At 39.0% G+C, this 17,823-nt stretch carries 13 protein-coding genes; 1 reads left to right on the top strand and 12 read right to left on the bottom strand.

Translation table 11 applies throughout. The features are described 5' to 3' along the window. Positions 1 to 44: 44 nt before the first annotated feature. The 5 genes from FEE42_RS12695 to fabB all read right to left on the bottom strand — a co-directional run bounded on the left by FEE42_RS12695 (position 45) and on the right by fabB (position 3,875). A complete protein-coding gene (locus FEE42_RS12695) occupies positions 45 to 563 on the bottom strand; it encodes a hypothetical protein (protein WP_059365452.1) in 519 nt (172 codons plus the stop codon). After that, on the bottom strand, positions 563 to 988 hold the full coding sequence (locus FEE42_RS12470) for an SMI1/KNR4 family protein (RefSeq protein WP_164028772.1): 426 nt from the start codon (positions 986 to 988) through the stop codon (positions 563 to 565). Before FEE42_RS12470 ends, FEE42_RS12695 begins: the two co-directional genes overlap by 1 nt. A gap of 51 nt (positions 989 to 1,039) precedes the next feature. After that, entirely contained in the window at positions 1,040 to 1,792 is a 753-nt protein-coding gene (locus tag FEE42_RS12465) for an SMI1/KNR4 family protein (RefSeq protein WP_135968846.1), read from the bottom strand. Continuing rightward, complete coding sequence (locus FEE42_RS12460) at positions 1,789 to 2,583, bottom strand: hypothetical protein (RefSeq protein WP_164028771.1); 795 nt, start codon at positions 2,581 to 2,583, stop codon at positions 1,789 to 1,791. Before FEE42_RS12460 ends, FEE42_RS12465 begins: the two co-directional genes overlap by 4 nt. Positions 2,584 to 2,654: 71 nt before the next feature. Further along, positions 2,655 to 3,875: a beta-ketoacyl-ACP synthase I gene (gene fabB / locus FEE42_RS12455; protein WP_135968844.1), complete on the bottom strand. Its 1,221-nt coding sequence runs from the start codon at positions 3,873 to 3,875 to the stop codon at positions 2,655 to 2,657. A 189-nt stretch (positions 3,876 to 4,064) separates the two neighbouring features. Between fabB and mnmC the strand changes: the two genes are divergently transcribed. Beyond that, the gene (gene mnmC, locus FEE42_RS12450; RefSeq protein WP_164028770.1) at positions 4,065 to 6,074 is read left to right on the top strand and encodes a bifunctional tRNA (5-methylaminomethyl-2-thiouridine)(34)-methyltransferase MnmC2/FAD-dependent 5-carboxymethylaminomethyl-2-thiouridine(34) oxidoreductase MnmC1; all 2,010 of its coding nucleotides are present in this window, start codon (positions 4,065 to 4,067) and stop codon (positions 6,072 to 6,074) included. A 68-nt stretch (positions 6,075 to 6,142) separates the two neighbouring features. Here mnmC and araA read toward each other — a convergent pair whose 3' ends face one another. The 7 genes from araA to mfd form a co-directional block, all read right to left on the bottom strand. Then, complete coding sequence (gene araA, locus FEE42_RS12445; RefSeq protein WP_059365457.1) at positions 6,143 to 7,630, bottom strand: L-arabinose isomerase; 1,488 nt, start codon at positions 7,628 to 7,630, stop codon at positions 6,143 to 6,145. Between the two features lie 9 nt (positions 7,631 to 7,639). Next, positions 7,640 to 9,241, bottom strand: coding sequence for a xylulokinase (locus FEE42_RS12440; protein WP_059368791.1), 1,602 nt, complete (start codon positions 9,239 to 9,241; stop codon positions 7,640 to 7,642). Between the two features lie 130 nt (positions 9,242 to 9,371). Further along, positions 9,372 to 10,229 (bottom strand): arabinose operon transcriptional regulator AraC, encoded by an 858-nt coding sequence (araC, locus tag FEE42_RS12435; protein WP_237184436.1) that lies wholly within the window; start codon positions 10,227 to 10,229, stop codon positions 9,372 to 9,374. A gap of 141 nt (positions 10,230 to 10,370) precedes the next feature. Beyond that, complete coding sequence (gene araH, locus FEE42_RS12430) at positions 10,371 to 11,339, bottom strand: L-arabinose ABC transporter permease AraH (protein ID WP_059365459.1); 969 nt, start codon at positions 11,337 to 11,339, stop codon at positions 10,371 to 10,373. Between the two features lie 16 nt (positions 11,340 to 11,355). Then, the gene (gene araG, locus FEE42_RS12425) at positions 11,356 to 12,873 is read right to left on the bottom strand and encodes an L-arabinose ABC transporter ATP-binding protein AraG (protein ID WP_164028768.1); all 1,518 of its coding nucleotides are present in this window, start codon (positions 12,871 to 12,873) and stop codon (positions 11,356 to 11,358) included. Positions 12,874 to 12,911: 38 nt separating this feature from the next. Further along, positions 12,912 to 13,913 carry an arabinose ABC transporter substrate-binding protein gene (locus tag FEE42_RS12420; RefSeq protein ID WP_164028767.1) on the bottom strand — a complete coding sequence of 334 codons (1,002 nt, stop codon included), beginning with the start codon at positions 13,911 to 13,913 and terminating at the stop codon, positions 12,912 to 12,914. Positions 13,914 to 14,348: 435 nt separating this feature from the next. Next, positions 14,349 to 17,789: a transcription-repair coupling factor gene (gene mfd / locus FEE42_RS12415; RefSeq protein WP_164028766.1), complete on the bottom strand. Its 3,441-nt coding sequence runs from the start codon at positions 17,787 to 17,789 to the stop codon at positions 14,349 to 14,351. Positions 17,790 to 17,823: the final 34 nt, after the last annotated feature.

Below are 17,823 nucleotides of genomic sequence, written 5' to 3'. Positions count from 1 at the left end.
AGAGATTTTTCTGCTGTATTCTGTACCACTTCGTATGATTAACCTCAACGAATTTCCCTATCCATACATAAATTATTCCATTTATACAGAAGATTATATGTACTTATAATCTTAATAAACATAGGGAAATGTTTTCTTGTTTTCTTTCTAATTAACACTGCCTCTAAAAAATATTTTTCTGTTTTAATTGATTTATCAAGATTAATAAATACTAGTTCATATTCTTTAGAATTAATCATGCTACATAGCTGAGAAAAATCAATAAACTTTCTAGTTGTAAAAAGATATTTATTAAGAAAATAAATATTATGAAACATTTCTATTTCATAATGGTATTCTATATCAGGCTCATTATGACTAAAAACAATACAAGATTTATCTGTTTTCAAATGTTTTCCGGATCGATTATCCGAATGCGTATTGAGCACCACAAACCCATCTTCAAATTCAAAATAAACTTTATTGTCTATCACCTGAATACTTGTGCACACACAATCATGTAACGAAATAATATTTGGAACTGTTTCCTGTTCAATATGTATAAAATTTATTTTATCACTCATCAATATAATCCTTCTAACAATGCTGTAAAACTTTCACAAACAAACTCTAATTCCTCACCCTCACAATACGGAATTTCATGATCAAAATAATAAATTTTACCCGTAGGAGATAAAACGAGCTGATCACCATTTGGGGTTTCGGCAATGGCAAGCCCATAATCCCCCATATTTATTAATAAGTAACCACTATAATGAGATTTTAGTGCAAAAAAATATTGCACCACGACATTCTCATTAAATACTGATTTAGAAGGATCGCCTCCGTTATAACGCATTAAGAAATCAATATAATCTTGTGGTAAAGAAAATCCAATCTCAGCCTCAAGTGCCACAATATCATCTTGCGTAATCACATAATCCGTTTCGTAAGTCTTAATTAAAGCACGTTTATCCCGCTTATCCAAACGAAGACTGTTTTTCTGCATGTCTTCTAAATCTTCAGGGCTTAACCAACCCTAACTTTTTAAATATTAAACTCATATCAGTGACTCCAACAACATAGTAAAACTTTCCGCAATGCATTCCGGTTCATCTTCTATATCATAGAGAAATTCCCCCTCATCATCACAGAATATTTCAACGTCAAAAAATAGAATTTCCCCTTTTGGCGAAAGAACTAATAAATCTCCGGCAAGCGTTTGAGCAATCGGTAAACCGTAACCATAATTTGGCACATTGTTAAAAATCTCGCTTAATCGAAGCTCCAGATTATCAGTAACTAAGTTATAAAAATAGTCAATTTCAATCTTGTCATTAAATACGCAAGCAACCGGCGATTCACCGTTATAACACAGTAAAAAATCACGATAATCTTGGGGTAATGAAAAACCGATTTGTTGTTCTAACGCACTTATATCGCCCACTGTCACCTTGTAAGGATTATTATAATGCGCCTTATCGTTCTTAGATTTATCTTGTATTAAAGGCGTATTTTTTATTTTATAATTCCTCCAACCAAAATAGAACGAGACGATACCCAATAAAAGGGAAATAACCAAAACCGCCTCTCCTCCAGCTAAATTATAAATTACGGTGATCGGTCGCCATAGAACAATCTCTTTTTGTTTCGCCTCCGCCTGAAGGATTTGATAATAGCTAACACCACCTATTGCCCAACAACATACCGCCCAGAAAAATCCGATGAGCAAAGGTAATATTTTTGATGTCGATAATTTGTCGATATACATATAACGTTGAACAAATTGCGGATTATGTACAGGATGTTTCATCGGTAAACCTCCTGCACGGAAAGCGGAAGTTTCACTTTATCGAGGGATAATTTTTCTGTCGGTTTTTGTAATAAAAAAACACGATGTTTTTGCTTATCAACAAAAGCAGCCTGTGCTTTACCATTATGTGAAAAGTGCGGCTGAAATTCTACAAAAATTTTGCCTTTAAATTTTTCATCGTTCAACAAGGTTTTAATATCAAATGCCTGTCCAACCTCGGCTATCGGATTAGGGTAATAATTAATACTAATGGCATATCGATTATCATCTAGAACTTCCTCAATTTTCACCCAAAACCTATCTCGCACTGTGCCACCCTTTTGGACTTTTACAAAATATTTTGTACCAAGTTCCGGTGTGGCATCATAATTATCCCATAGGCTAGTGAGAATATACCAATCTATTTTCCCGCCTTTTTGCACTTTGTGATAGACCGCATATCCCATCCCCCCTACCACTAAAATTACCATCGCAAGCCAAACTTTTGCACCGTTCGTAAAACGCCAAGTGCGGTCAAATTTATCGGTGTTTTGGCGTTCCCGTTTGAAAAAACTTTCCATTTCTGGCGTCCAATCAACCGTGGCAATGGGTTCATTATCCTTTTCACGAGCAAATACGCCGGCAAGTTTTGGTGAAGTTCGATCAATAAAACCACGGTATTCCTCATAAGAATAAAGGCTCAGTACCATGGTTTCGGTTTGGGTTGATAGCGGACAACATAAATGATTGACCCGAACTTCACGCACTAATTTAAAATCATGAAAGTGTGATTCATAAGCCGAAAAAATCATATTGAATATCCACAAAAGATCGCACGATATTGCTACCGTGCGATTTTTCTTTTTACTATTGGTGTATTCGATTAACCATTGTAACGTTTGAAAATTAACGTTGCATTCGTACCGCCAAAACCAAAGCTGTTTGACATCACCGTTTGCAAACCGGCATTTTCTTTGGTTTCTGTCACGATATTGCAACCTTCCGCCGCTTCATCTAAGGTTTCAATATTAATGCTTGGCGCAATAAAATCATTATCCAGCATTAATAAGGTGTAAATGGCTTCATGCACACCTGCCGCCCCTAAAGAGTGACCGGTCATAGATTTAGTGGATGAAATTGCCGGCACATTGGCACCAAACACACTTTTGATTGCGCCCAATTCTTTCGCATCACCAACCGGAGTGGAAGTGCCGTGAACATTAATATAATCAATTGGGGTATCCACCGTTGCCATCGCTTGTTTCATACAACGTTCCGCCCCTTCACCACTTGGTGCGACCATATCATAGCCATCTGATGTTGCACCATAACCCACGATTTCCGCATAAATTTTTGCTCCGCGAGCAAGGGCATGTTCTAACTCTTCCACAACTACAACCGCACCACCACCGGCAATCACGAAACCGTCACGATTGGCATCGTAAGCACGGGACGCTTTTTCCGGCGTCTCATTGTATTTAGTGGAAACCGCTCCCATTGCGTCAAATTCGGTCGCACATTCCCAAGATAACTCTTCCGCTCCGCCTGCAAACACCACATCTTGTTTCCCTAATTGGATCAATTCTAATGCGTGACCGATACAATGTGCCGAAGTCGCACAAGCGGAACTAATAGAATAGCTGACGCCACGGATTTTATAAGGGGTCGCCAAACAAGCAGAAACGCTGGAAGCCATGGTTTTTGTTACGGCATAAGGGCCGATTGCCTTCACACCACGCGGGCCACGCGCCGCATCACAGGCTATCAATTGATTATGCGCCGATCCTGTACCTGCCCCGATAACTAAACCGGTACGATCATTCGATACCTGATCTTCCGTTAATCCCGCGTCTTCAATCGCTTCACGCATAGAAAGATAAGCATAAGCCGCTGCATCACCCATAAAACGATACACTTTACGATCAATATGCTCACTTGGATCCAATTTAATCGTACCCGCAACCTGACTACGCATTTTCATCTCAACAAATTCAGGCACAATCTCAATGCCTGATTTTCCTGCTTTTAGTGAGGCAAGCACTTCTTCTTTATTGTTACCGATACTGGAAATAATACCAAAGCCTGTAATTACAGCTCTTTTCATTGCTTCTTCCTTTTTGTTTTATATGTCAAAATAACGGCTCAAAACTACTACGAAATAAAAATATTTCAAGCAATAATTCATTTGTTCGACCAGTTAGAGACTGTGAAACCCATACCGCCCGACAAATTTCAATAAGCCGGAAAATTCCGTTATTATAAGTCAATTCAATAATGCAAGAAAGGAATAAAAATGCTCGCCGTTCAGTATGCAGACATTCATTTTAATGAACAACATACCCCCGTCTCCAATCAATTTGATGATGTTTATTTTTCCAATCACGATGGATTGGCAGAAACGGATTATGTATTTTTACAGGGCAATCAATTATGGGAACGTTGGCAAGATCATCAACATACTCACTTCACCATTGCAGAAACCGGTTTTGGTACAGGATTAAATTTTTTTGCTACCATCCGATTATTTCGAGAATTTCGCAAAAAATATGTCAATGCGCCTCTCAAACGCCTCTATTTTATTTCTTTTGAAAAATATCCGCTAAAACCGACCGCACTTCAGCAAGCCCATACGGCATATCCGCAATTTGCCGAATTAAGCCAGCATTTACAATGCTACTGGCGCTCACCGATTAAAGGCTGTCAACGCATTAATTTTGATGAAACCACCCTGGATTTATGGTTTGGCGATGTAACAGAAAATTTACCGCAACTTGGCGATTATATGAATGATCGCATTGATGCTTGGTTTTTAGACGGATTCGCACCAAGCAAAAATCCGGATATGTGGAACGAAGACTTATATAGCCAAATGTATCGGTTCACCAAAGCGAGCGGCACTTTTGCCACCTTCACCGCAGCAAGTGCGGTCAGAAAAGGATTAGCATCGGCAGGTTTTGCAGTCCAAAAACGTAAAGGTTTTGGCAAAAAACGGGAGTGCTTAAACGGGCAAAAAACACAAGCAAAACCGACCTCACTTTCAGCGCCTTGGTATTTACCCCAACCTGCCAGCATGAAAAAACAAGACATTGCAATTGTCGGAGGGGGCATTGCCTCGCTCTGTACCGCCATTTCATTACTTCAACGCGGTGCCGACATCACCCTTTATTGTGAAGATGAACAACCGGCACTCAATGCTTCCGGCAATAAACAAGGGGCGTTTTATCCTCAACTGAGCGATGATAATCCTCTCACTGTCCGTTTTTATCTTCATGCCTTCTCCTACGGCAAACAATTACTGGATTGGGCGATAAAACAAGGTATAGAATTTGAATATGAATTTTGTGGCGTAGCATTATGTGCCTATAACGAAAAAAGTGCGGTCAAATTGGAAAAAATTTCCCAATTAGGCTTACCTAATGAAATAGTTGAAATGCTCAATACAGAGGCATTAAGCGAAAAAGTCGGCTTGCCCCTTTCTTGTGGCGGTGGGTTTATCCCTCAAGGTGCTTGGCTTGCTCCTCGCCAATTTGTGCAAAATACCTTTTCACGACTTGAAAAATGTGGCGTAAAAATCAAAACCTCACAAAAAATTACCGCACTTGCCCAAACCCAAGCCGGTTGGCAAGTGCATAATTCCCAAAATGACATCACAGAGCACGAAGTTGTGATACTCGCCAACGGCTATAAAATCACGGATTTTGTTCAAACGGAAAAACTTCCTCTTTACCCGATTCGAGGACAAGTGAGTCAAATTCCCACTTCCGAAAACTTACTGAAACTTAAGTCCGTACTTTGTTACGATGGCTATCTCACACCGGCAGATCACGCCAAAACCAGCCATTGCCTTGGTGCAAGTCATATACGGGATAATACGGATCGTCGCTTTAGCGAACAAGAACAACGGGAAAACCAACAAAAACTACAACAAAATATTGCTCAACGTTGGACGCAAGATGTGGATACATCGGGCAATTTGGCACGCATGTGCATTCGTTGCTCCGTACGTGATCTCGCCCCAATGGTGGGAAATATCCCTAATTTCACCCGACAACGGGAAGATTATCACAATCTCTTTAATCTCCGCCGCCGTAAGCAAGCGATTCCAAGTGCGGTCAATTTTCCCAACCTTTTTCTGGTTGCCGCATTAGGATCACGCGGATTAACCTCCGCCCCTTTATTAGGCGAAACTTTAGCCTCATTAATTTATGGCGAACCTTTGCCTTTAGGGGAAGAAATTATACAAAACCTATCCGCCAACCGCTCTTGGGTAAGAAAATGGTTAAAGGGCTCGGAGGTGAAATAATGCTTTTCTTAAAAAGCCTATCTTCATTTGGAAAATAGGCTTTCTTTAAAGGAAATAGAGACGAAAAATTATTTATAACTTAATTCATTCCAACGCAACTCATTTTTTAATTGAAAAAGTTCTGTATTTTCATTGATATGAATAAACTCAATATCAAAATATTCTGCAAACATACGTAACATATCGGCATCCACATCTAAGCTAAATGCACTATGATGCGCACCGCCGGCTAAAATCCAAGCTTGAGTCCCAACCTCAAAATTAGGCTTAAGCTGCCAAAAAGCATGTCCAACCGGCAAATTAGGCATATCTTGCGGTTTTTCTACCACATCCAAATCAGCAACAACCATACGGAATCGATTTCCCATATCAACAATGGCTGCGTTCACCGCACGACCGGTTTTTGCAGTAAAAATCAAACGGGTTGGATCTTCTTTGCCACCAATACCAAGCGGTTTTATCTCTAACAGAGGTTTATCATCAGTAATGGATGGGCAAACTTCCAACATATGCGCCCCCAGCACCACTTCATTATTTTCGGCTAAATGATAGGTATAATCTTCCATAAAGGAACTGCCTTTTGGCAATCCATACCCCATTACTTTTATTGCCCGAACCAACGCAGCAGTTTTCCAGTCTCCTTCAGCACCAAATCCATAACCTTGTTGCATTAAACGCTGTACCGGTAATCCCGGCAATTGTTTCATATTATGTAGATTTTCAAACGTATCCGTAAAGGCTTTAAAACCACCGTTATCTAAGAAACGTTTTAGCCCCAATTCAATTTTCGCCGTATCAAAAAGTGCGGTACGTTTTTCACCATTTTTTTGTAATTTAGCACTGATTCGGTATTCTTTTTCGTATTCTTTAACCAATACCTCTGCATCTTCATCAGTGACTGTATGAATACTTTCAACCAATTGATAGACACCATAACCGTTAACGCTATAGCCAAATTTGATCTGGGCTTCAACTTTATCTCCTTCGGTTACTGCAACTTGCCGCATATTATCGCCAAAACGTGCGATGCGTAAATTTTTTTGATCATAAATTGCGGCTAAAACACGTTGCCAACGATTCATTTTTTCTAACACAGTGGCATTTTTCCAATGTCCCACAACAATGGTTCTGGCTTTACGTAAACGGGATAGCAAGAAACCAAATTCACGATCACCATGTGCGGTTTGGTGAAGATTCATATAATCCATATCAATCTCGTTCCAAGGAATAAATTGATTAAATTGGGTATGAAATTGTAATAATGGCTTACTTAACTGAGTTAAACCCGCAATCCACATTTTTGCCGGTGAGAATGTATGCATCCACGCAATAATTCCGACGCAATTATCTTGGTTATTCGCGGCTTGGCAAATTGATAGAATTTCTTCCGGTGAAGTAGCCAATTCTTTTAGCTTAATTTTGATAAATGGATTTTGTTGATTCAAATACTCTGTGATTTGCCCGGCGTTTTGTTTTACTTGTTGCAACGCTTCATCTCCGTATAAATGTTGGCTTCCTACAACAAACCAAACTTCCAGATTTTTAATAAATTCCATCATCATCTCCTATGATATCGTTAAAATTTTTGTATTAATGGCTTCTTGAACAATAGAAAGCCCCTGAGAATAGCGTTTAATAAATGCGTTATAACCTAGAACCATCTCACTATCCGGATAAACAATCTCTTTATTACAACTACTAAAAATATCTTCATCTAAATAGGTTTCGAGAGATTTATGCTTATATGAAAGATAATTGGCTAATAATGCAATTCCCCATGCGCCCCCTTCAGTCGCTGATTCAGTTACAGCAATAGGTACATTGAGTGCAGAGGCCAAAATTTTTTGTGCGATACCTTTTGTTTTGAAAATGCCGCCATGGGCTAAGATTTGCTGGATTTTGACTTGTTCCCGTTGCAGTAAAATATCCATACCAAGCTTCATTGCTCCAAAGGCAGTATAAAGATGAACTCGAATAAAATTGGCTAAATTAAAATTTGCCTTCATCGGATGTAAGAACATAGGGCAGCCTTCATTTAAGCCTACACCATGCTCCCCTGAATAGAAGCCATAAGCAAGCAAATTGCCACAATCATTCTCACCTTCTAACGCCTTTATAAATAAGGTTTCATAAAGTTTGCTTTGACTGACATTTACACCAAATGTAGCCAGACATTCACCGAATAAACTCACCCAAGCATTAATATCCGATGTACAATTGTTGGCATGCGCCATTGCGACTAATTTACCGCTCGGCGTAGTCACCATATCTAATTGTTCATACACTCTAGATAGCTCTTTTTCCAATACAATCATGGCAAAAGCAGAAGTTCCGGCTGAAATATTTCCGCTTTTTTCTTGGATACTGTTAGTTGCCACCATACCGGTTCCAGCATCCCCTTCCGGCGGACAAAGCGGGATACCGGCTTGTAATCCACCACTTGGATCAATCAATTTAGCACCGGATTCTGTCAACACGCCAGCGTATTCTCCGGCTCTGGCTACTTTGGGTAAAATATGACGAATCGTCCAGGGATAATCTAATTCACTGATAAGCCGATCAAATTGATCTAACATTTTTTGATTAAAATCAAGTAGTTGAATATCAATAGGAAACATCCCTGAAGCCTCACCGATTCCCAATACTTTTTCATCAGTTAATTTCCAATGAATATAACCTGCCAACGTTGTTAAAAAATCAATATTCGGTACATGCTCTTCTTTATTTAAAACGGCTTGATATAAATGAGAAATACTCCAACGTTGCGGAATGTTATATTGAAAAAGTGCGGTCAATTTTTCAGAAGATTTTGATGTGATATTATTACGCCAGGTGCGGAAAAAAGTCAGCTGATTACCCTCTTTATCGAATGGCATATAACCATGCATCATGCCACTAATACCAATTGCTTTCGCCTGCCTAATAACGACATTGTATTGTTTTTTGACGGATTCGGAGAGCGAGGCGTAAGCACCTTGTAAACCCTGCCAAATTTCTTCTTGAGGATAAGTCCAAATACCATCAATAAGATGATTTTCCCATTCAAACTCGCCTTTGGCTAAAATATTTCCTTTGCTATCAATTAAAACCGATTTAATTCTTGTTGAACCAAATTCAATACCAATAGAAATATTGCCCTCTTCAATTATTTGTTTAATCTTTTGCATTGCCACCACCTTTATTCCTTAAACGGATTAACAGTAGATTAGCGATTTTTTTTATCAATCGTTAGACAATGATAGGCTAGAAATATGGACAAAAAAGTTGCATAAGAAAATATGCGAACCAGATCAAATTTTATCTTGAATCCCGAAAACGAGAGGGACTTAAACCGGTGTAACGTTTAAAAATTCGTGAAAAATAAAGTTGGTCGTCATAACCTAATTGGCGGGCAATATGATAAATAGGTTCGCCGGAAGCATGTAATAAATGTTTTGCTTTAATCATTCTTTGCTCTTCCCTCCATTTTATGATACTTGTGCCAATTTGCTGGGCAAATAAGTGTGTAAGTCGAGAAGTGGACATACAAGCCTGCTTGGCTATTTCATTAACCGTATAGTTTTTATCAATATTATCGGAAATAAAATGGCAAGTTTCGAGTATTCGGGGATCAAGCATTCTTTGTTTATTTGCCGGGTCAAATCGAAAACAACGAATTAATAACTGTTCCAATAAACACATTGAAACGGCTTCCGAAAGCGGATCATCAGAATTATATTCCTTTTCAATCTGTAAAAACAAAGAGAGAATTTCTTGATAGCTTTGATCATCAGGAATCGTCAGTCTTCCTACATTATTAACCTCATCAGTCCATTTAACCCAATCCAGCCAAAATGCTCTCGGGCGAAAATAAATCCATTGATGGTGCCAACTTGGCGAATTATTGGCTCGATAGTAATAATGAACAGCATTTGGCGGAAATAAAAGCAAGTCACTGACTTGGCAATTAAATGCTTCTTTCCCTTGAAATACCCGCCCCTCTCCTTTTGTTGTAAGATTAATGATATATCCTCTCATTCCATGGGGACGGTTAATCGTAAAATCCAATTCACTATTTTCTTCAATTGGCGTACAACCGGCAACTAAATATGCATTAAAGTTATAGCCGGGTAATAACGGATTCTGTTGAACATTATTTTTGTTTATTATTTTCATATTATCTCTCAAATTACACATACAACTTAAGGTTGTGTTCCAACAAAAACAAATTGGCTTACAAGCATAGATATAAAATACCGATGAATACAAAACAAAATGCGGAGACTAAAATATCCGCATTATTATCCATTCACATTTTTACTTTATTAGTTTCTGTTTATATCTATCAAATATGACGGCAATTAATAGAATTAAACCTCTTACAACATATTGAGAAAACGGTGAGATATTTAATAAATTCATCGCATTTTCAATAGTACCTAAAATTAATACTCCAGCTATGATAAATGAAATTTTAGCGACACCACCATTCAAAGATACGCCGCCAAGTACGCAAGCTGAAATTGCCACCAATTCAAAACCAATGGATGTCATAGGTTGTCCGCTTGTCATTCTAGCAGCAAGAATAACGCCGGCGAGCGCAGAAATTGCTCCGGATACGACAAAAATAATTAATTTCGTGCGATCAACATTAATCCCGGCTAATCGTGCTGCTTCCTCATTGCCGCCAATTGCTAAAGTATTACGTCCGTAGGTAGTTTTACTTAATAAAAAACCAAAGATAGCAATACAAATAATGGTAAATAGAATTGGTAAAGGAATACCAAGTAAATTTTGATAACCCAGCTCGAAAAATTCTTCTTTTGTAATACCCACTGCTTTACCATCAGAAATAATATAGCCGAAACCACGTGCAATTTGCATACTTGCCAATGTGGTAATTAAGGAATTGATTTTTAATTTTGCTATAACAAAACCATTTATCAAACCGATTAAAGCACCTAATGATACGCCTGATAACACACCTAACGTTACACTTTGAGTAAGGTTAATCACTGTTGCAGTGACAACGCCGGCACAAGCAATCACAGAAGCGACAGATAAATCAATTTCACCGGCAGCAAGACAAAATAACATACCGCAAGCAACCATACCGCTCATTGAAATGGCTAGCCCTAGGCCTTTCATATTAATAACCGTTGCAAAATTAGGAATAAATAAACAAGCAGAAATAAAAATAACAGCAAAAATTAACAACATACCATAAGCATTCCAAATTTTATTAAATCTGCTCATATTGTGAGTTTGAGAAGTTACTGAAGTCATAAAAATTCTCCTTATATTACTTAGCTACGGTTTCAAAGATATCGGTTTCCACCATAGCAAGTTTCAAAACACGCTCTTCCGTTGCCTCTTCACGTTCTACAACACCTGTAATTTGTCGATTTCTCATGACCATAATGCGATCGGATAAACCGATAACCTCAGGTAAATCGCTTGAAATCACAATGATTGCAATCTTTTCATCAGCTAGTTTAAAAATCAGATCATAGATTTCGGATTTTGCCCCTACATCAATACCGCGTGTCGGCTCATCCAATAGAAGCACTTTAATATCCTCGGATAACCATCGTCCTAAAATCACTTTTTGTTGGTTTCCACCGGATAAATTCATAATAAGTTGCTCAATAGACGGTGTTTTCACATTCATTTGTTGGCATTGTTTCTCTGCATTTTGTTTTTCCCAAAACTCATTAATAATAAATTTAAAGAAATTATGGGATCGTCTTGCGCTTAAATTTATGTTTTCCGCTACGCTCGCCAAAGGAATTATTCCTTCTTTTTTACGATCCTCTGGACATAACACTATGCCTTGTTCAATAGCATCTTTGGGGCAAGTTATCTTGATACTTTTTCCGTCTAACTCAATATTTCCTTGAATCATTGGATCCGCACCAAAAATAAGCTTAAATAACTCCGAACGACCGGCGCCAACCAACCCAAATAACCCGAGAATCTCTCCCGCTTTCACTTCAAGATTAAAACTTCCCGGCAACTTTTTGCTTGAAAGTGCGGTCAGTTTTAACCGTGTTTTCCCTACTTCTCTTGAACGATAATGATAAATATCGCCTAAATTACGCCCAACCATACTACGCACTAAGATGTCATTATTAATCTTTGACAGATCCGAAAATGTTTCAATAAACCGACCGTCTTTCAATATGGTAATTTCATCACTAATACGAAAGATTTCTTCCATTCGATGAGAAACATACAGAATAACCTTTCCTTCCGCTTTCAGTTCTTCAATCACTGCAAACAACTTTTCAATTTCAGGTGCAGACAAACTACTGGTCGGTTCATCAAACGCAATAATTTTCGCTCCACGGCTCAATGCTTTTGCAATTTCAATCATTTGCCATTGACCAATGGAAAGTTCTCTTAAAGGAGTATTTGGTGAAATATTTAAGGCTAGTTTATCTAAGTATTTTTTCGTACGGATTATTAATTCTTTCTGATTAACCAATCCAAAAGAATGAGGGAATTGACCCAAACAAAGATTTTCTGCAACCGTCATGTCCGGTACGATATTTAATTCTTGATAAATAATAGCAACTCCGGCAAGTAAGGCATCTTTTGTTGTGCGAAATGTAAGAGAGCGTCCCCCAATATGCATTTTTCCTTCCGTCGGCAAATAGTTACCACTTAAAATTTTCAGTAAGGTAGATTTACCGGCACCATTTTCCCCCATAAGGGCATGTACTTTCCCCTCATAGCATTTAAATGACACATTTTGTAATGCTTTAACACCAGGAAAAGATTTGCTAATTTGGTCAAATTCTAAATAAGGAATTTGCATAAATATTTCCTCCTTACCGATATTTTAATGACATTCAACTAAAGCCCTTTTTTCTCCAACTCTAGTTTAAAGTTATCTCGCGTCAGTAATACGGGATCACCAATCGGCGTATATTTTGGTGGCTCAATTCCCTCTTTAACCCATTTATAAAGCATTTCCGTACTACGATAGCCATGCACATCGGGGCTTGGCAGTAATGAGCCGACAAAACCGGTCATTTTAGGCTTTGAAAGCTCACTTACTGCATCCGTACCATTGATACCGATACCGACAACATTTTCAGGTTTAAAGCCCTGCCCTTCCGTAGCCCTAATTCCCCCTAACACGGTATTATCGTTCATCCCGACGATTAACCAATTTTTCACTTCGGGGTGCTGCACTAACATGGCATTAGCGGCATCTAACGCTCCCGGAATATCATTACTTTTCGTGGGCGATTTATAGATTTGTTTTTCAGGGAAGCCTGCTTTGATTAAGGCAGAAATAGATCCGTCCGTACGGCGACGGGCAGTATCCAGTTCGTCTGCTGTGATAGCTAATACCGCGGTTTCATTGACATTCCAACTGCGTTTTTGCATTTCTTTATACAATTCTAAACCTTGACGTTCACCAATTTCTGTTGCAGCCATCATGATAATCGGCACATTATTCATAGGTTCCCCCGCTGCATTTAAAAATTGATCATCGACTGTAATTACTTTCAGATCATAAGAACGAGCCTTTGCCATAATAGCTGGCCCTAATTTAGGATCAGGTGTACAAATAACAAAACCTTTTGCACCGTTTGCTGCTAAATTATCTATAGCATTCAATGTTTTTTCACCGTCAGGAATCGCCATTTTTATAATCTGAACGTCCCCTAGATCTTTGGCGGCTTTATCCGCAAATACCCATTCTGTTTGGAACCAGGGTTCTTCCGGCTGTTTCACCAAAAAACCTAATTTTATAGTCTCTGTCGCTTGAATAGAGATAGAGGTAAAGCCTGTCGTAGCCAATACTGAAGCAGCTATTAATGATTTTAAAAAATTTCGTTTGTTCATTGCGAGATCCTCAATATAAATATACCAATAAATAAATATTACCTCTTAGGAACAGCTTACTTAACACGCTTACCGTTCAGTAACAGCATAATACTGTATTTATTAATCATTAAAATGAGATCTGGATCACAGTATGAATTTATTGCAAAATAATCCATATATTCAGCAAATCCATCCTGACAAATAGAAAAATTCGGTTATAAATACCGCATTTTTCCTAAGTAACGAGATTGTCTTTCAAATCGGGAAAAGTGACAAAACCAAAAATACAGCAAACTTAATGCAACAAAAACATACTGACATAGCATTCGGTTTAATATCACGGCTTATTATTCAGAAAGAAAAATTGAAGTAAAAAAATGACGCACTATAAAAATAGTACGTCATTGTTGTCATGCTAAGTTCTGCAATGTAATACAACAGAGTTAAAAAATCTTACTCAAGCAGAAACTTGATTAAATTTACCACAAATTCCAACCGCACTTTATTATCCGAAAGATCCTTCATAAACTTAAATTTCGACGGCCCGTCAAAACGATAGACAATCGGTTCTTTTTGAATAAGCTGAATAAATTTTTCCGGTGCGACTTGTGTTGTCGGTGAAAATTCAATAAAGCCCCCTTGTGTGCCGGCATCAATGCGAAGTATTTTTAGAGGCTCAATCAATAAACGTAATTCGGCAATTTGAAGTAAGTTTTTCGTTGCTTCCGGTAACAAACCAAAACGGTCGATCAATTCGACTCTTAATTCATCTAATTCTTGTCTTGTCTCGGCGGCGGCAATACGTTTATAGAAGGATAAACGCATATTCACATCGCCTAAATATTCATCCGGTAACAAAGCCGCGACTCTCAGTTCGATTTCAGCCTGTTGTTGGGTTAATTCTTCCAAAGACGGCTCACGTCCTTCTTTTAAAGCTTTCACCGCCGCATCCAACAATTCCATATAAAGGGAAAAACCGATGGTTTCAATTTGTCCGCTTTGTTCATTCCCCAACAATTCCCCTGCGCCACGAATTTCTAAATCATGGGTGGCAAGAATAAATCCCGCGCCAAGATTATCTAAACTTTCCAAAGCTTCAAGACGGCGTTGAGCATCTTTTGTCATCATTTTCGGGGGAGGGGTAAGTAAGTAGGCATAGGCTTGATGATGAGAACGCCCTACCCGACCACGTAATTGATGTAATTGTGCCAGACCAAAATGATCCGCCCGTTCAATGATAATCGTATTTGCCGTTGGAACATCAATGCCCGTTTCAATGATGGTTGAGCAAACCAATACATTATAGCGTTGATGATAAAAATCGCTCATCACCCGTTCTAGTTCACGCTCCCGCATTTGTCCATGTCCCACAATCACCCGAGCTTCCGGCACAAGTGCGGTCAATTTTTCTGCCGTATTTTCAATACTCGCCACATCATTGTGTAAATAATATACCTGTCCGCCACGCAGAATTTCACGCAAAATGGCTTCGCGTACCACTAAGTCATCCTTTTGACGAACAAAGGTTTTAATACTCAAGCGGCGAGCTGGCGGCGTGGAAATAATAGAGAGATCACGAATACCGTTCATTGCCATATTAAGGGTGCGTGGAATCGGGGTTGCCGTCAGGGTGAGAATATCGATATTGGCACGTAGTTGTTTAATTTTTTCTTTTTGCCCCACACCAAAACGATGTTCTTCATCAATAATCAGCAAACCGAGATCATGAAATTTCACATCCGATTGAATCAGTTTATGGGTGCCGATCAAAATATCCACTTTACCTTCTGCCAGATTTTGCAGAATTTGTTTTTGTTCTCTCGCCGTTTTAAAACGAGATAGCACTTCCACGTTTACCGGCAAATTGGCAAAACGATCTTTAAAGTTTTCATAATGTTGTTGGGCAAGCAATGTCGTAGGCACTAAAACGCCGACTTGTTTATGATTCATTACCGCCAAAAATGCCGCACGCATTGCCACTTCGGTTTTACCAAAGCCTACATCGCCACAGACTAAACGATCCATCGCTTTGGGCTGACACATATCTGAAATAACGGCATTGATCGCCATTTCTTGATCATGGGTTTCTTCAAAAGGGAAAGTTGCTGCAAACTGTTGAAATTCTTCGCGATCATATTTAAAGGCAAAGCCTTTTGTCGCCTCACGTTGTGCATAAACATCCAGCAGATCCGCCGCCACATCACGAATTTTTTCTGCGGCTTTTTGGCGTGATTTTGCCCAAGCCTCGTTACCCAGTTTATGTAATGGCGCACTTTCATCGGAACCGCCTACATAGCGACTAATCAAATGCAACGAGGTGACCGGCACATAAAGCTTAGATTCATTGGCATAATTCAGGAGCAAATATTCCGCTTTAATTCCCCCGGCATCAAGTGTTACCAAACCGCCATAACGCCCCACACCATGATCCAAATGTACCACCGGTTGCCCGATTTTAAGTTCAGCCAAATTACGCACAAGCGTATCCGGATTAATGGTTTTACGCTTATCACGTCGGCGCTGTTGAACTCTTTCGCCCAGTAAATTCGCTTCACCAATAATGGCTAACGGCAGGGATTGCTCAATAATAAAACCTTGCTCAAAGGAGCTGACCAATAAACTAAATTTTTCTTGCTCAGTCTGTGTGAGGGATTGAATTTGTTTAGGTTTAATTTTTAACGCTTGAAGTAAATCAAGCAGAGTTTCCCTACGTCCTTCCGTTTCGACCGAAAACAATAGGTTTCCATTAAAATGTTCAATAAATTGACGAAGTTGCCCGAGGGGTTCTTTTTGTTGTGATTGAATAGTGATCTCAGGCAATGAGGCTACCGGTAAGTTTTTCTGACGCACTGACGCGCGCACTTTTTCGTTTTTAAGTGTAATACGCGGATAGGCTTTCAGTTGTCTATTCACTTCATCAATATTTAGCCATAAACGTTCCGGCGGTAATAACGGGCGCATTGGATCGACTTTGCGTTGCTCATAGCGCTGTTTCGCATCTTGATAAAAACGCACGCCTTGTGCTTGGTTGCCTTCCATATCCACAAATAAGGCTTGTTCCGGCAAATAATCAAATAAGGTTGCCATTTCTGCAAAAAATAACGGTTGCCAATATTCAATACCGGAAATCAAGGTTCCCTTGCTAATTTGTTGATAAATGTGTTCCGGATCGCGCCGAATTTCCCCAAAAGTTTCTCGAAATTGAGCGCGAAAAAATTCAATACCTTTGTCATCAGTAGGAAATTCGTGTGCAGGCAGAAGATTAATAGATTGAATTTCATCTAGCGTGCGTTGCGTATCCACATCAAAAGTGCGGATAGAATCAATTTCATCATCAAAAAAATCTAATCGAAAAGGCACCGCACTTCCCATCGGAAAAAGATCAAGCAATGCCCCCCGCACAGCATATTCCCCATGCTCCAGCACTTGCTCTACGGCACGATAACCGGCAGATTCCAGTTGTAAACGCATTTTATCAATAACAATGCGATCACCTTTTTTAATCAATAAAACATTATGTTGTAAATACTGCGGCGGGCAAAGGCGCTGCATTAAGGTCGCAATCGGCAACAAAAAAATGCCTTTTTTTGCATTTTGGAGATGAAAAAGCGCGCTTAGACGGGAAGAAATAATATCTTGATGAGGCGAAAAAGTATCATAAGGTAGCGTTTCCCAATCAGGAAATAGTTTCACTTCTTGCTCGCTTAATTCCGATAAAATACCGGATAAACGAACCGCACTTCTGGTATCTGGAGTCACTACGACAGTTAAATGTTGGTGTTGTTCGGCAATCTCGCTAATCGCAAGGGCATCAGCGCCTTGCAAGACATTACCTAAAATTTTGTGATCATTTGGACCGGAGGGGATATCGAGTTGAAAAAAAGCGGTTTTCATAAATAATGCGCCAATCTCTTATAAAAATTGACGC

The sequence above is a fragment of the Rodentibacter caecimuris genome, from assembly GCF_010587025.1.
Taxonomy (GTDB): domain Bacteria; phylum Pseudomonadota; class Gammaproteobacteria; order Enterobacterales; family Pasteurellaceae; genus Rodentibacter; species Rodentibacter caecimuris.
This window is presented reverse-complemented; position numbering and strand designations above follow the sequence as displayed.

Excerpts from the sequence above, each read along its gene's own strand:
- araC (WP_237184436.1), bottom strand. The coding sequence starts at position 10,229 with ATGAAAATAATAAACAAAAATAATGTTCAACAGAATCCGTTATTACCC.
- FEE42_RS12470 (WP_164028772.1), bottom strand. The coding sequence starts at position 988 with ATGCAGAAAAACAGTCTTCGTTTGGATAAGCGGGATAAACGTGCTTTA.
- FEE42_RS12465 (WP_135968846.1), bottom strand. The coding sequence starts at position 1,792 with ATGAAACATCCTGTACATAATCCGCAATTTGTTCAACGTTATATGTAT.
- FEE42_RS12420 (WP_164028767.1), bottom strand. The coding sequence starts at position 13,913 with ATGAACAAACGAAATTTTTTAAAATCATTAATAGCTGCTTCAGTATTG.
- FEE42_RS12695 (WP_059365452.1), bottom strand. The coding sequence starts at position 563 with ATGAGTGATAAAATAAATTTTATACATATTGAACAGGAAACAGTTCCA.
- mfd (WP_164028766.1), bottom strand. The coding sequence starts at position 17,789 with ATGAAAACCGCTTTTTTTCAACTCGATATCCCCTCCGGTCCAAATGAT.
- FEE42_RS12460 (WP_164028771.1), bottom strand. The coding sequence starts at position 2,583 with ATGATTTTTTCGGCTTATGAATCACACTTTCATGATTTTAAATTAGTG.
- mnmC (WP_164028770.1), top strand. The coding sequence starts at position 4,065 with ATGCTCGCCGTTCAGTATGCAGACATTCATTTTAATGAACAACATACC.
- araG (WP_164028768.1), bottom strand. The coding sequence starts at position 12,873 with ATGCAAATTCCTTATTTAGAATTTGACCAAATTAGCAAATCTTTTCCT.
- araH (WP_059365459.1), bottom strand. The coding sequence starts at position 11,339 with ATGACTTCAGTAACTTCTCAAACTCACAATATGAGCAGATTTAATAAA.
- FEE42_RS12440 (WP_059368791.1), bottom strand. The coding sequence starts at position 9,241 with ATGCAAAAGATTAAACAAATAATTGAAGAGGGCAATATTTCTATTGGT.
- fabB (WP_135968844.1), bottom strand. The coding sequence starts at position 3,875 with ATGAAAAGAGCTGTAATTACAGGCTTTGGTATTATTTCCAGTATCGGT.
- araA (WP_059365457.1), bottom strand. The coding sequence starts at position 7,630 with ATGGAATTTATTAAAAATCTGGAAGTTTGGTTTGTTGTAGGAAGCCAA.